Here is a 14,838-nt window from a genome sequence, read left to right on the forward strand (position 1 = left end):
GGGGTACCGATGCTTCGTCTCGACCACGGTCGGTGGAAGCGGCTGAGCGCGGTGCCGCTCGTCGCGGCCATCGTCGCCGTTCTCCTCGTTCCGGGGCCGCACCGGGTGGCCGCCAGCCCGCCGGCCGGCCTGGAGTGCCTCACGTCCCGCGACAACGCCTTCGACCTCACCGCCACCGGCGGATACGCGGGCATGCCGGACGGCAACACCATCTACATGTGGAGCTACGCGGCCAGCGGCGGCGAGTTCCAACTGCCCGGCCCGACGCTCTGCGTCACCTCCGGGGTGAAGGTCACCGTCGTGCTGCACAACACCCTGCCGGAGCCCACCTCGATCACCTTCCCCGGCCAGGTGGGGGTGCTCGCCGACGGGCGGCCGGCCCAGCCGGAGACCGACAGCGCCGACAACCTCACCTCGCTCACCACCACCGCCGCGGCCGGCAACGGCTCGGTCACCTACACCTTCACCGCCGGCCCGCCCGGCACCTACCTCTACCAGTCCGGCACCGACGTGCAGAAGCAGGTGCAGATGGGCCTCCACGGGGCGCTGGTGGTGCGCCCGGTCGGCCACCCGGACCGGGAGAACAACCGGGCCGACTCGGCGTTCGACCCCGACCACGAGTACCTCTACCTGCTCGGCGAGATCGACCCGGACCTGCACCTGGCCGTCGAGCGCAAGCGGGCGTACGACTTCACGAAGTACAAGGCCCGCTACTTCACCATCAACGGGCGCAGCATGCCGGACACCCTCGCCCCCAACCACGCCGACTGGCTGCCCGACCAGCCGTACGGCGCGTTGATCCACATCCAGCCGTACGACCCGACGAGCAACCCCAAGCCGGCCCTGATCCGCTACCTCAACGCCGGCTCGGTGAGCTACCCGTTCCACCCCCATGGCAGTGACGAGCAGTTGATCGCCCGGGACGGCCGGCCCGCGCAGGGCCCCGGCGGGCAGGACCTCTCGTTCTCCAACTTCCTCATCGACGTCGCGCCCGGGCAGACCGTGGACACGCTGATGGTCTGGAAGGACGCCGAGCACTGGAACCCGAGCACCAACCCGATCCCGGTGCCGCTGCCGTCGTTGCAGGACCAGATCGTCGGCCCCGGGCCGGAGACCTGGTTCGCGGAGAACCCGTACCTCGGCGGTGAGCAGGGCGAACTGCCGCCGGGCGTGGTGCAGAACAACCTGTGCGGCGAGTACTACCACGTCGCGCACAGCCACGCGTTGGAACAGGCCACCAACTACGGGGCGAGCTTCGGCGGAATGATGACGCTGATCCGCATCGACCCGCCCGCCGGGTGCCCGGCATGACACGGCAGGGGAGGGCGACGATGACCTTGACCCGTACGCCTCGGCTGGTCGCCGGGATCGCGGCGGCGCTGCTGGTGCTGGGCTCGGCCCCCGCGAACGCCGCGCCCCAGCACGCCGCGCCCCAGCACGCCGCCGGCCGGGCACCGGCGGTCCTCGCCGGGCCGCCCGGCCCGCCGCAGGGCACGTTGCCGCAGACCGGCTGCCAGCTCACCGCCGGCACGGCGACCTGCGACCTGTGGGCCAAGCCCGGTTCGGTGGTGCTGCCCGGCGCCGCCGCGCCGGTGCCGATCTGGGGCTTCGCCTCGACCGACGCCGCCACGGCCACCCTGCCCGGCCCGGTGCTCGTGGTCGACCAGGGCAACCAGGTGACCATCACCGTGCACAACGGGCTCACCGACAACCTGTCGCTGGCGTTCCCGGCGGTCACCGGGCTCGCCCCGGACCGCACCGGCGCCGCCCCCGGCGGCACCCGCAGCTACACCTTCACCGCCGCCCGCCCGGGCACCTACCTCTACGAGGCCGGTCACACTGCGTACGGGGCGCGGCAGATCGCCATGGGCCTGGTCGGCGCGCTGGTGGTCCGCGCCCCCGCGGTCGGCGGACGGCCCAGCGCGTACGGGGACACCGCCTCGACCTACGACGACGAGGCGGTGCTGGTGCTCACTGAGGTCGACCCGGCGTTCAACGCCGCCCCGCGCACCTACGACATGCGCGCGTACGCCCCGAAGTACCGCCTGATCAACGGCAAGGCGTTCCCGGAGACCGGCGTCGTCGCCACCGACGTCGGCCGCCGGGTGCTGCTGCGCTACGTCGCCGCCGGGCTGCAGCCGCACCCGATGACCCTGCTCGGCTTGGACCAGGCGGTCGTCGGGCAGGACGCCCGCCCGGCCGCGTACCCGGAGGCGGCGGTGACCCTGCCGCTGCAACCTGGGCAGGCGGTCGACGCCGTGGTCGATCTGCCGGCCGGGCCGGACGGGCGACGCTTCGCGCTGTACGAGTCCGGCGGGCAGCTCAACAACGCCGGCCAGCGCTACGGCAGCACGGTCAACGGGGTCAGCCCGCAGCAGGCCTTCGGCGGGATGCTGACCTTCCTGGACACCGACCCGCCGCCGATCAGCGGCGACCATGTCGGCCCGACCTCGGCGAACGTCCGGGTCGCCCCGAACCCGGCCAGCGTGCTGAACATGATCACCGTCACCGCCGACTTCACCGACGCGCGCAACGGCAACTCGGTGGTGGACCGGGCCGAGGCGGTCGTTGACGACCTGCGGATCGCCGAGGGCACCGGCGTACCGTTCACCGCCGCCGGTTTCGGCGCCGGCCCGACTGTTACCGGGGCCACCGCCGTTCTCCCCGGCGACCTGCTCGGCACGCTCAGCCAGGGCAAGCACACCATCTGGGTGCGCGGCCACGACGTCGCCGGCAACTGGGGAGTGGTGGGCAGCACCACGTTGAACCTCGCGGTTACCGGCGCGGTCACCACCGCCGTCAGCCTCAGCCCGAACCCGACCAACGGCACCGCGGACATCGCGATCTCCGCCACCGGCGACGACGGCGGCCTCGGCGGCACGGTCACCGCCGCGGAGTACTTCGTGGACGCCACCGGCCCCAGCGGCACCGGCACCCCGCTAACCCTGGTCAATCCGGGCGGGGCGGTCACCGCCGAAACCGGCGTCATCCCCGCGGTGGTCGCCGCCGCCCTGTCCGAAGGCCGGCACAGCGTACACGTGCACACCCGGGACTCGTTCAACTTCTGGGGCCCGTACGACACCGTCGACCTGGTGGTGGACCGGACCGCGCCGACCCTGCTCTCCGCGGCGGTGCAACCGGCCGCCACCGACGGTCGTACCGGCTCGGCGTCCGACCCGGCCCACCTGCGGATCAACGCGGCGTTCACCGATCCGGTCGGCGGCGGCGTGCACTCGACGATCGCCGAAGTGGAGGGCTTCCTCGACGTCGGCGGAGCGGACGGTGCCGGATTCACCTTCCTGGCCCTGGACGGGTCGTTCAACAGCGCCACCGAGAACACCTACGGGCTGCTGCCGCTGAGCGAGCTGACCGGAGCCGCCGACGGCGTCCACCAGGTGCTGGTGCACGCCCGCGACACGGCCGGGAACTGGGGGCCGCTCGCCGCGGTGACCTTCGTCCTGGACCGGACCGGGCCGGTGATCACCGCCTTCACCGCGACACCGAACCCGACCGCCCGGGCGGCGACGCTCTCCCTGAGCGCCACCGCCACCGACCTCTCGGCGGTCACCGACGCCGAGTGGTACGAGGGCACCGACCCCGGCGTCGGCAACGGCCACCCGATGACGGTCAGCGGCAGCATCGTCTCCGCCACGGTCGCCCTCAACGGGTTCAGCAAGGGCAACCACACGCTGTGGGCCCGGGCCCGGGACGCGCTGGGCCACTGGGGGACGGCCGGCTCGGTGACGGTCACCGTGGACCCGCCCGACGCGATCTTCTCGGACGGGTTCAGCAACGGCACGAGCGCGTGGTCGCAGGTGTTCGGCACGGTGTCGGTCAGCGCCGGCCAACTGGTCGCCGGCACGGTCGGCTACGTCCTGGACGACACGCCGGCCGCCGAGCGCACCATGCACACCAAGGCCGACGTCATCCTCGGCACGTTCAACCCGCAGACCGCCGTGGTCACCGTTCACCAGCTGCGCAACGCCGCCGGCAGCCCCCTCGCCGTCGTGCAGTACCAGCGCAGCAACGGCGTCAACCAGTTCCGGCTCGGGCTGCTCCGGCCGGCGGGGTGGGCGTACACCGCGTGGGCGAACGTGAACGGTGGGACGGTCCGGCTGGACTGGACGTCGGCCACCGCAGGCTCGGCCACCCTCAAGGTCGGCACGGTCACGGTCGGCACCCTGACCGGCGACACCAGCGGCTACACGGTGGAGTCGGCGACGCTGGGCCTGATCGCCCGCACCGCCACCACCACCGGGTCGCTGAGCTTCGACAACTACGCCTCCACCCGCTACACCGCACCCTGAGCCGACCCCTGGGGGCCGGGCCCGCTGCCCGGCCCCCACCCTCCCCGAGGAGTCCTGACGATGGCCGCGATCCCGTTCCGCATCCCGCGTCCCCGCCTTGGCCGGCTGCTGCTCCCACTGCTCGTGCTGGCGCTGGTCGCGGTGTCGATCGTCCGCTTCGGCGGGTACGCCGACGCCCGGCAGGGCTACGCCGTCCCGCAGGACGGGCAGTTGGAGAGCGCCCTGGGAGTCCGCTTCACCCAGGCCGCAGTGGTCGGCGACGGCGGCCTGGTGGAGCTGCGCTACGTGGTGCTGGACACCCAGAAGGCATCGGCGTTCCAGAACGACACCAAGCACCCGCCGCGGCTGCGCAACGAACGCTCCGGCAAGCTGGCCTGGCGGGCGGCCCTGATGAAGCAGGGCCACGAGCTGCGCCCCGGCCAGAGCTATTACCTGCTTTATCTGAACAACGACAACGCCGTCAAGCGCGGCGACAAGATTGAGATCACCTCGGGGCAGCGCCGGCTGGCCCACGTCCCGGTGCGGTGAATTTCGTGCTTCGCCGACTGGGCCGCCTGTTCGCAGTCCTCTCCCTGGCGGGCCTGACCGTGCTGGTCGGGCCCGCGCCGGCGCAGGCCCACGCGTACCTGGTCCGCAGCGCGCCCGCGGACGGCGCGGTGCTCGACCGGGCGCCCGAGACGCTAACCCTGGCCTTCACCGAGCAGGTGGAGCTCTCCGCCGCCCGGATCAGCCTGTTGGACGGCGACGGCCGGCAATGGTCGGTGACCGGGCTGGCGCTGCGCGGCGAGGACGGGGAACCCGCCACGGACGCCGGCACCGAGGAGCCGGTCACCCTGGTCGCCGGCCTGCCCCCGCTGCCGCCGAACACCTACCACGTCGCCTGGCGCACCCTTTCCTCCGACGACCTGCACATCACCAGCGGCACCCTGGTCTTCGGCGTAGGCCGGCAGGTCACCGCCGCAGGCGTCGCCCGCCCGGCCAGCCCCGGCCCCCGGGAGACCGTCGCCCGGGCACTCGGCCTGGCCGGCCTGGCCGTCCTCATCGGCGGCGCCGCCCTGGCCGCGCTGCACGCCCGTCGTCGTGGGCGGGCCGGATCCAGCGCGGATCTCGCCCTGCGTCGCCGGTTGCTCGTGGTCGCCGGGTACGCGGGGGTGGTGGCGTTGCTCGCCGCGCCCCTGCAACTGGCCATCCAGCTCGCCGCGGCGGGCGGCGGGCGGTGGCGACTCCTGGCCGACCAGCTCACCAGTGGCCGCTGGCTGCTGCGCGAGGCCGGCACCGCGCTGCTGCTCGCGGCAGTGGTGACCGCTGCCCGTCGGCTCGGGCCGGGCCGACCGGGTGCCGAGGCTGGCCGGTCCGCCGCCCCCGCCGGTTCGGGCGTCGGCGTCGGCCGGTCCGCCGCCACCCGGTCGGGCACCGCCGGCCGCCCTGTTTTCCGCGCCGTCCCCGGCACACTGGTCGTCGGGCTGCTCGGGGCGCTCGCCGCCGCCACGGGCACCGCGCTGCTCGGTCACTCGATGGGCGGGCCGGTGCGTACCGCCCTGGTCGGCGGTGTCCACGTGCTGGCCGCCGGCGGCTGGGCCGGCGCGGTTCTGGCCGCAGTGCTCGCGCTGCTGCCGTCGGCCCGCCGGGTGGCCGACCGGGCCGCCCAGCTACGCGCGCTGCTGCACGCGTTCGCGCCGCTCGCCGCGGGCTGCCTCACCGTGCTGCTGCTCAGCGGGCTGCTGCTCACCGGCCCTCAGGTGGCCACCGTCGACGCCCTACTCGGCTCCCCGTACGGGCTGCTGCTGCTCGCCAAACTCGGCACGGTCGGGGTGGCGGGACTGTTGGGCCTGCGAACCGCACGTCGCCTGCGCCGGTCCGACCTGCCCCGGCGGGGCCTGCTCGCCGAGGCGGGGCTGCTCGTGGCCGTCCTCGGGCTGGCGGGGGCGCTGGCCGCCGCCGGACCCGGCCGGGGTCCCGCCTTCCCGACGGCCGACGCCCCGCGCGCCGTGCCCCAGGTCAGCGGGCAGGTCGCGGACCTGGTCGACACGGTCGCCGTACGCCCCAACCGGCCGGGCCGCAACATGGTCACCGTCGGCGTCGAGGACACCCGCCGCCCGGCCCCTGGACCGGTGACCGGAGTGTCGCTGCTGCTCACCGGCCCGAACGGGGAACGGGCGGTGCATCCGGTCACCCGGACCGACGACGGCTGGGTGGTGGCGGTGGACGACATCCGTAGCCCGGGCCGGTGGCAGGTCGGGGTGACCGTGCTCCGCGACGGACTACCGCCGGTGACCGACGCCCACCTGTGGCTGGTACCGGCCGGCGACGCCGCCGCCACCCCGGCACGAGTCTCCGCGGCCCCGCTGCGGCCGCTGCTGGACCGGTCCGCGCTGCTGGGCACGCTGGTCGCGGCGGTCGTGGCGGCCATAGCCGGCTGGCGGGGGTGGCGCCGGCATCGGCCCGGCAGCTCAGGCCCGGAGCAAGCCGGCAGGCGCCGCAGTCAGTGACGCTCGCCGGCGGGAGCCGCGCAGCTGTCCCGGACCACGAGCTCGGTCGCCAGCTCGACCCGGGGCGACTCGATCTCCTCGCCCTGACTCAGCCGCAGCACGGTGCGCGCGGCGAGCCGCCCCATCTCGGCCAGGGGCTGTCGCACCGTGGTCAGCGGCGGCGACGCCCACCGCGCCTCCGGTAGGTCGTCGAAGCCCACCACGCTCACGTCGTCGGCGACCCGCAACCCGCGCCGGCGGACCGCCTCGTAGACCCCGAAGGCCATCTGGTCGCTGGCCGCGAAGATCGCGGTCGGCGGGTCGTCGAGGTCGAGCAGGGCGGCGCCGGCCGCGAAGCCCGAGGAGTGGTAGAAGTCGCCCGGCTGCACCAGCCGCTCGTCCAGTGCCACGCCGGCCGCCTCAAGGGCCGCCCGGTAGCCGTCCAGCCGCGCCCGGCTGCACAGCAGGTGCGTGGGCCCGGTCACGAAGCCGATCCGGCGGTGCCCGAGCCCGATCAGGTGCTCGGTGGCGGCGAGCCCGCCGGCCCAGTTGGTCGCGCCGACGCTCGGCACGTCCGTTGCCGGCACCCCGGCTGCCGGGTCGACCAGCACGACGGGCACGTCGAGGCGGCGCAACTGGGCGTGCACCGGGGGACTCAGGTGGGAGGTCACGACGATGACCCCGTCGGAGGCGCGCGCCCGCAGGTTCTGCAACCACTGCCGGGTGGAGGTGGACTGACGGTGGATCGCGGAGACGACGGTGCCGACCCCGGCGGCGTGACTGACGTCCTCCACGCCTCGGATGATCTCCACGGCCCATGGGCTGTCCAGGTCGTTGAAGACCAGGTCGACCAGGTTGGCCCGGCGCGTCGCACGGCTGCCGCGGCGACGGTACCCGTGGTGGCGCAGCAACTCCTCGACCCGCTCGCGGGTGCCCGGGGCGACGTCCGACCGTCCGTTGAGCACCCGGGAGACGGTGGGCACCGAGACGCCGGCCTCCTGGGCGATCGCGGTGATGGTCACCCTGCGCTCGTCGTCCGCGCCCACTCTTGTCTCCCCACCGGCCGGCACACCGACCGAAACCCTGCCGCCGACGCGGCGGCACCGCCCTGCCCAGCCCGCCGACCATCTTGCCGCAGCACGACGGGTTGACGACAACTCGGGGTCGTTCTAGCGTTCCCCGAGTTCCGGAAGTCTGCCGGAAATTTCGCCCATGCCGCGACCCGGCACCCTGAGGAGTCTGAGTGCACACCGATCTGCCTGAGGCGGAGCTGCGCGCCTACCGCAGCGACCTGCGCGAGCCGGACGACTTCGACGGGTTCTGGGCCGACACCATCGGCCAGGCCCGCGCGGCCGGCGGATCCGTCGAGGTGACCCCGCTGAGCACCCCGCTGACCACCGTCGACATCTGCGACGTCACCTTCCCCGGGTTCGCCGGGCAGCCGATCAAGGCGTGGTTGCGGGTCCCGCGCGGCGCCGACCGGCCACTGCCCACCGTGGTCCAGTACGTCGGCTACGGCGGCGGCCGAGGCCACCCGCTGGAGAACCTGCTGTGGGCCTCGGCGGGCTTCGCGCACCTGCAGATGGACACCCGCGGTCAGGGTTCCGGCTGGAGCCGGGGCGCCACCCCCGACCCGGCCGCAGCCGGCCCGCAGGCGCCGGGCGTGGCGACCCGGGGCATCGAGGACCCGCACGGCTACTACTATCGGCGGCTCTTCACCGACGGGGTCCGGGCCGTGGACGCCGCGCGGGGCCTGCCGATGGTGGACGCGGCGCGGGTGGCGGTGCTGGGGCACAGCCAGGGCGGGGGCACCGCGCTGGCCGTCGCCGCCCTGGTGGCCGACCTAGCGGCCGTCGTGGCGTACGTGCCGTTCCTCTGCGACATCCCACGGGCGATCGTGGTCACCGACGCCCATCCCTACCGGGAGATCCGGGACTACCTCGCCGTGCACCGTGATCGAGAGGCGCAGGTGCTGCGCACCCTCGGCTACGTCGACGGGGTCGCCTTCGCCCGGCGGGCCACCATCCCGGCCCGCTTCTCCGTCGCGCTGATGGACGAGATCGTGCCGCCCTCGACGGTCTACGCCGCCGTCAACGCGTACGCGGGAGCGAAGGAACTGGGGGTGTGGCGGTACAACGGCCACGAGGCGGGCGGCATCGACGACGACACGGCGGCGCTGACCTTCCTCCGGCAGACGCTCGGCGCCTGACCGTGGCCGATCGCGGCCGTCGCGTTGTCGGCCCGACAGCCCGCCGACTCTGGTAAACACGGCAGGGTGGGAGCCCGGGCCGGCAGGAAAGCGGCAGCCTGCGCGGCGGCGCTGGCCGTCGCGTCCGTGGCACTCACCGCCGGGTGCCAGCGGCCCGCGCCGAGCCCGCCACCCCCGCCGTCGCCGTCACCCTCCGCGCAACCGTCGCCGTCGGCCCCGCCGACCGGACCCCGCGCGCCCGCCGACTTCGTCAACATCACCGACGTCGATCCCAGCATCCGCACCGACATCCGGTACGCCACCGCGCACAACTTCGTCGGCCGGCCGATCACCGGCTACCCGGAACCGCTCTGCCTGCTCACCCGCAAGGCGGCCGACGCGCTGCACCGGGTGCAGACCGCCGCCCTGGCCCAGGGCCGCAGCCTGAAGGTGTACGACTGCTACCGCCCCCAGCGGGCGGTGAACGAGTTCGTCGCCTGGGCCAAGCTCCCCGGCGAGCAGCAGATGAAGGGTGAGTTCTATCCCGACCTGCCCAAGGACCGGCTCTTCGCCGACGGCTACATCGGCGCCCCGACCGCGCACAGCCGGGGCAGCACCCTCGACCTCACCCTGGTCCCGGTGCCCACCCCTGAGCAGCCCGCGTACGTGCCGGGACAGCCGCTGGTCGCCTGCACCGCGCCCGTCGGGCACCGCTTCCCGGACAACTCGATCGACATGGGCACCGGCTTCGACTGCTTCGACCCGCGCGCCCACACCGCCGCCTCGGCGGTCACCGGGGCGGCCCGAACCAACCGGGACCTGCTGAAAAGCTTGATGGCCGCGCAGGGGTTCGAAAACTACCCCGAGGAATGGTGGCACTTCCGCTACACCGCCGAGCCGTACCCGGACACGTACTTCGACTTCCCGGTGGCCCGGTCCTCGCTGCGCTGACCGCCGCCCCGGCCGCTCATGATCCGGTCCGACCTGGATCGACTACGCTGCGCCCAATGGAGACCGAACGGATCGGCCCGCCCCTGCTGGCCGGCGAGCGGGAGACGCTGCGTGCGTTCCTCGACTACCACCGGGCCACCCTGGCGATGAAGTGCGCGGGCCTCACCGACGAGCAGTTGCGCGAGCAGTCCTCGCCGCCGTCGACGCTGTCTCTTCTCGGCCTCGTCCGGCACATGGCAGAGGTGGAACGGACCTGGTTCCGCCGGGTCATCAACGCCGAGGAGATCCCGCTGGTCTGGTCGGAAACCGGCGACTTCCAGCAGGCGTACGACGCGAGCACTGCCAGCCGGTCGGAGGCGTTCGAGGCGTGGCAACGGGAGGTGGAGCACGCCCGCCGCATCGAGCGGGAGGCCGAGTCGCTAAACGTGACCGGCCACCAGGCCCGGTGGGGCGAGGACGTGTCGCTGCGCCTGGTGATGCTGCACATGATGCACGAGTACGCCCGGCACAACGGCCACGCCGACTTCCTCCGCGAAGCCATCGACGGCACCGTCGGCGCCTGACCCACGCCTATCCAGGCAGCCCTTGCCCGGTCCGCCCGCGTCGCCGCAACGTCGGACCGTCAGTGGATCACCATGGACGTCGCCCGGAATGCCAGTGGCGGCCGCCCCAGGATCCAGGACGGCCGCCAATGGGTTTGTGCGGGTCAGGCGGTCACTTCATCTTCAGCTTGATGAGCTGCGCCTCGTCCGCGCTCGGGTTGTCGTGGCTGACGATCATCAGCCCGAGCGGCGGGGTCTTGGCGAACTCGGCCGCGTTGACCGAGACGGTCTCGGTCGCCGAGGCGCCCGGAGCCACCTCGTTGAACATGCCGGTGCTGACCGCCGGCGCGAACGCGTTGAACGACGCCACGCCGTTCACCACGTCCACGGTTTCGTCGGTCACGCCGAAGGCGACCGCGTGGTACCTCAGCCGAGGGTTGCTCGCCGACAGGCACGGCGACGAGGCGTCACACAGCTGCGAGATGTCCACCGGCAGCACAATGGTGCTGCTGTCGGTCGGCGCATCGGCCAGGTACTCGATCGAGCCGTCGCCGGTCTTCAGGTTGAACACCGCCACGGCCATCAGCCCGTTGAAGGAACCCGACGTCAACGCGCCATAGTCCGAGCCGACCACGGCGTAGTCGTCCACGCCGTCGCCGTTGACGTCCACCAGGATGTCGAACTCGTTGGCCGCCGCGTTGGACCAGCGGTGGTGGGTGCTGATCGCGAACGCCAGCCCACCCGGGAAGGCCTGCACGCCGACGGCGTGGACGTCGTTCGAGCCGAGGCCCTTGGTCTTACCGTCGGTCAGCCCCCAGGCGTACCAGTCGGCGGCGCCCGTGGTGGCGCCCTTCTTGTTCGTCACCGTCGCGACCGCCGAGCCGTTCTTGGTCAGCTTGCTCTCGTCGATCTTCGTCTCGATGTGCGACACCGCCTGCGGCACCAAGTAGTACGGCACGCGCAGCGCCACCCCGGTGTTCCCGCCGCTGGTCGGGGTGAACTGCACCAGGCCGGCGACGTCGCGGAACTTGGACGAGTCACCTGCGGTGGCCGACGGTACGGACAGTTGGACCTTGACCTCCGCATCGCCGCGCGCCGGTACCGTCACCTTGGTCTTGTTGAGCGAGACCGAGTGCGGCTGGCCGGCCCCCCGGGTCGTGGCCACGTCGAACGAGACGGCCGCGCCACCGAAGTTGTGCAGCTTGACGGTCTTCGTGGTCTTGTAGTCCTTGTCCAGTTCGGCGAAGCCGTAGTTGAGCGTCGCGGTGCCCTTGTCACCGAGCGCGACGACCTGGGTCTGGGTCGCCCCCACCGCCTGGACCAGGCCGGCGCCGGCGATCCTGGTGCTGTAGTTGCTGACCTGGCCGGGGTCGGCCGTGTTGACGATCGCGGCCTTCCAGTTCTCCACCTTCTTCCAGGTCGGGTGCGCCTGGCGGACCAGGGCGGCCATGCCCGCGGTGTGCGGCGAAGCCATCGACGTGCCCGACAGCACCGAGAAGCCGTTGCCCGACCCGTTGGCGGCCGAGAAGATGCCGACGCCCGGCGCGGTGACGTCCGGCTTGAGCCAGCTGTCACCGGTACGCGCGCCACCCGAGCTGAAGCTCGCCGGGGCGAGGTAGCTCGGGTTCGGAATGGCGAACGCCGACAACGCCAGCGAGCCGCCGTCCGCGGCCAGCAGTGCCGTGCCGTCACTCGCCCGTACCCCGAAGAACGGGATTGTGACCTGGTACTTGTCGCCGTTGTCCGGGTTCTCGGTGATCGGGCCCTCGTACGCCGGCAGGTTGTTGTCGGTGTTCACCATGATCACCGCCGCGGCCCCGGCCTGCTGGCCGAAGATGGCCCGCGCAACCCGCGCACAGGTACCGCGCTTGACCACGACGATCTTGCCGGTCACGCCGGCGTTGACATACTCCTGCGGGTCGCAGCCCAGCGAGATGGCCGAGCCGGTCTTGAGCACCTTCACCGGGAGCGTGGTGCCGTCGGTGAACACGGCACCGTTGGCGTCGATGGCGTCCACTGTGGTTCCGGTGCTCAACGCCAGGTGGGCACCCGGATTGCTCGCGGTCGAGTCGTTGGCCGCGACGCTGATGACGCCGGTGCCGCTGCCGGGCGAGCCGGTGATGTACGGGTTGGGCCCGCTGTTGCCGGCGGACGTCACGACGATGACGCCGGCCTTGGCGGCGTTGGAGGCGGCCACCGCGCTCGGGTCCTTGGCGCTGCCGAACGGCGAACCGAGCGACATGTTGATGACGTCCATGCCGTTGTTGACGGCCCACTCGATGGCGTCGACGGTCATGTCCGTCGAACCCTGGCAGCCGAACACCCGCACGGCGTAGAGGTCGGCCTTGGGCGCGACGCCCGGACCGACCAGCCACGAGTGACCGCTGACCGTCGTCTGGTTGTACGGGCCGGTGTAGGTGGTGCCGTCGGCGAGCACGCCGAAGCCGACCGCCGAGCCGGCGACGTGCGTACCGTGCCCGTTGCAGTCCAACGGGTTCGGGTCCGGGTGCGGCACCGGCTGGTACGACGGGCTGTCCGGGTTGGCGTTGTAGCTGTCGCCGACCAGGTCGATGCCGCCCTTGACCTTCGGCGCGTTGGGCCCGAAGTAGGCCGGGTTGGCCGGCTGGGTCTCGGCGGCGTGCGCCGCGTCGTAGGCCGCCACGGTGCCGGCCCCGCCGAAGTCGGCGTGGGTCCAGTCGATGCCGGTGTCGATGACCGCGACCTTGATGCCCTCGCCGTGGAGGCCGTTGAGGCCGCTCCACACCGCGGGCGCGCCGATCAGCGGTACGCCGCGGACGTTGTCCGGCTCCATGAGCTGGACACGGTGCAGCCCGACCACGTTCGGCAGGTCCATGAGCGCGGTGGCGTTGCGCGCCGGGATCCGCACCTTGATGCCGTTGTACGCGGACTGGTAGTTGCCGACGACGTTGCCGCCCAACTCCCGCACCCGCTTCTCGACCGGCACCTGCGCGGCGCGCAGTTGGCTGCGGCGGGACTGCTTCTCGCTGCTGGTCAGCGGCGTCGCGGCGTCGGCGTCGGCCACAGTGACCGGATCGCCGGACAGCTCGACCATGACCGTGGTCAGCGCGTTGCTGAGCCCCAGGGGCAGGTGGGTGACGACGGAGCCTGCGGGAGCCGGGGTGAAACGGGGGGTTGGGGCCGCGACGGCCGGGGTGGTGGCACCGCCGAGAGCGGCGAGGCTGGTGGCAAGCACCCCGACGCCGGCAAGCCGGGCGGCTCGCCGCCGGCGGCCCGTGAAGGGCAGCAGTCTCCAGGGACGCATGTCTACTCCACTTCTACGCTTGCATGGTTGCGAAGCGTTCAGGTGACGTTTACACCGCCGGGTGTCGATCAACAACCGACGTTCGGAGGGATGACATCCCGGCCGATTTGTTGTAGCGACAGTCCCCAATGTCGGGGGCGTGCAGCAAGACGGCTCAGGCACCCCCTTGCCCTCGGCGAGGTCGGCTCAGGACGGACCGGAAAGCCAGCCTCGTCCCTGGACCGCGCCGACGAGTTCACACCTGATGGCGCAGCGGCAGCCAGGCCAGCACGTCCTGGATCTTCGTGTCCCAGTACGCCCAGTCGTGGTCGCCGGGGGAGAAGTCCACGGTGACCGGTAGCCCGCGATGTCGGGCGGTGTCGACGAAGCGGACACTGTCCTCGTACAGGAAGTCCTCGGTGCCGCAGGCGACGTAGAACGCGGGCAGGTCGTCACCGGCGCGTTCCAGCAGCGCCACCGTGTCGTCGTCGGTGCCCGTCACCTCCCGGTCGCCCCAGACGGTGTGCCACACGGCGGGGTTCAGCGGGCTGGTCGGATGGTCCCGCCGCCGGGCGACGTCCAATGCGCCGGAGAGGCTGGCCGCCGCCGCGAACCGGCCCGGGGCCCGCAGCGCCCACTTCATCGCCCCGTAGCCGCCCATCGACAGGCCGGCGACGAAGGTGTCCTCCCGCCGATCGGAAAGGCGGAAGTACGAGCGGCAGACCTCGGGCAGCTCTTCGCTGAGGAAGGTCCAGTAGCGGTTGCCGTGCGTCTCGTCGGCGTAGAAACTCCGGGCGACCATCGGCATCACCACCGCCAGACCGAGCGGCGCGACGTACCGTTCGATGGAGGTACGCCGCGTCCAGATGGTGTCGTCGTCGCTCAGGCCGTGCAGCAGGTAGAGCACCGGCGGGTCGCCGTGGGCGGCGCCGCCGGCCATGCCGATCCCGGCCGAGGCCCGTTCCGGCAGCAGCACGGTCATCGAGGTGCCCATGCCGAGGGCCTCGGAGAAGAAGTCACAGCGGATCCGCGCCATGGGCCCGGATCGTACGCCCCCTCACAGTCCCCGGCACCTGCCGCGAACAGCCCCGGCCGTCGACCAGCGATGTCTCCCCGATAG

The 14,838-nt window shown here is 72.6% G+C and carries 10 protein-coding genes; 7 read left to right on the forward strand and 3 right to left on the reverse strand.

Annotated features, from left to right (window positions below; all coding sequences use genetic code 11):
* Window positions 1–9 precede the first annotated feature (9 nt).
* Genes ABZ671_RS16440 through ABZ671_RS16455 form a run of 4 tightly spaced genes read left to right on the forward strand, consistent with a single transcriptional unit; the run spans window position 10 to window position 6,796 of the window.
* The gene (locus ABZ671_RS16440; RefSeq protein WP_357857903.1) at window positions 10–1,311 is read left to right on the forward strand and encodes a multicopper oxidase domain-containing protein; all 1,302 of its coding nucleotides are present in this window, start codon (window positions 10–12) and stop codon (window positions 1,309–1,311) included.
* Window positions 1,312–1,331: 20 nt separating this feature from the next.
* Window positions 1,332–4,307 (forward strand): multicopper oxidase domain-containing protein, encoded by a 2,976-nt coding sequence (locus ABZ671_RS16445; RefSeq protein ID WP_357857906.1) that lies wholly within the window; start codon window positions 1,332–1,334, stop codon window positions 4,305–4,307.
* A gap of 60 nt (window positions 4,308–4,367) precedes the next feature.
* Complete coding sequence (locus tag ABZ671_RS16450) at window positions 4,368–4,835, forward strand: hypothetical protein (protein ID WP_357857909.1); 468 nt, start codon at window positions 4,368–4,370, stop codon at window positions 4,833–4,835.
* Between the two features lie 5 nt (window positions 4,836–4,840).
* Window positions 4,841–6,796, forward strand: a complete 1,956-nt coding sequence (locus ABZ671_RS16455) for a copper resistance CopC family protein (protein ID WP_357857911.1) — start codon at window positions 4,841–4,843, stop codon at window positions 6,794–6,796.
* On the opposite strand, the gene ABZ671_RS16460 is transcribed toward ABZ671_RS16455, so the two are convergent.
* The gene (locus ABZ671_RS16460; RefSeq protein ID WP_357857914.1) at window positions 6,790–7,821 is read right to left on the reverse strand and encodes a LacI family DNA-binding transcriptional regulator; all 1,032 of its coding nucleotides are present in this window, start codon (window positions 7,819–7,821) and stop codon (window positions 6,790–6,792) included. The genes ABZ671_RS16455 and ABZ671_RS16460 overlap by 7 nt on opposite strands.
* Window positions 7,822–8,018: 197 nt before the next feature.
* Between ABZ671_RS16460 and ABZ671_RS16465 the strand changes: the two genes are divergently transcribed.
* The 3 genes from ABZ671_RS16465 (at window position 8,019) to ABZ671_RS16475 (ending at window position 10,477) form a co-directional block, all read left to right on the forward strand.
* Complete coding sequence (locus ABZ671_RS16465; protein ID WP_357857917.1) at window positions 8,019–8,984, forward strand: acetylxylan esterase; 966 nt, start codon at window positions 8,019–8,021, stop codon at window positions 8,982–8,984.
* Window positions 8,985–9,050: 66 nt separating this feature from the next.
* Window positions 9,051–9,914 carry a M15 family metallopeptidase gene (locus tag ABZ671_RS16470; protein ID WP_357857920.1) on the forward strand — a complete coding sequence of 288 codons (864 nt, stop codon included), beginning with the start codon at window positions 9,051–9,053 and terminating at the stop codon, window positions 9,912–9,914.
* A 56-nt stretch (window positions 9,915–9,970) separates the two neighbouring features.
* Window positions 9,971–10,477: a DinB family protein gene (locus ABZ671_RS16475; RefSeq protein ID WP_357857923.1), complete on the forward strand. Its 507-nt coding sequence runs from the start codon at window positions 9,971–9,973 to the stop codon at window positions 10,475–10,477.
* Between the two features lie 151 nt (window positions 10,478–10,628).
* On the opposite strand, the gene ABZ671_RS16480 is transcribed toward ABZ671_RS16475, so the two are convergent.
* Both ABZ671_RS16480 and ABZ671_RS16485 read right to left on the reverse strand, forming a co-directional pair.
* Window positions 10,629–13,739, reverse strand: a complete 3,111-nt coding sequence (locus tag ABZ671_RS16480; protein ID WP_357857926.1) for a S8 family serine peptidase — start codon at window positions 13,737–13,739, stop codon at window positions 10,629–10,631.
* Window positions 13,740–13,974: 235 nt separating this feature from the next.
* Complete coding sequence (locus ABZ671_RS16485; RefSeq protein WP_357857929.1) at window positions 13,975–14,754, reverse strand: alpha/beta hydrolase family protein; 780 nt, start codon at window positions 14,752–14,754, stop codon at window positions 13,975–13,977.
* Window positions 14,755–14,838: the final 84 nt, after the last annotated feature.

The organism is Micromonospora sp. NPDC006766 (assembly GCF_040636055.1).
Lineage (GTDB): Bacteria > Actinomycetota > Actinomycetes > Mycobacteriales > Micromonosporaceae > Micromonospora.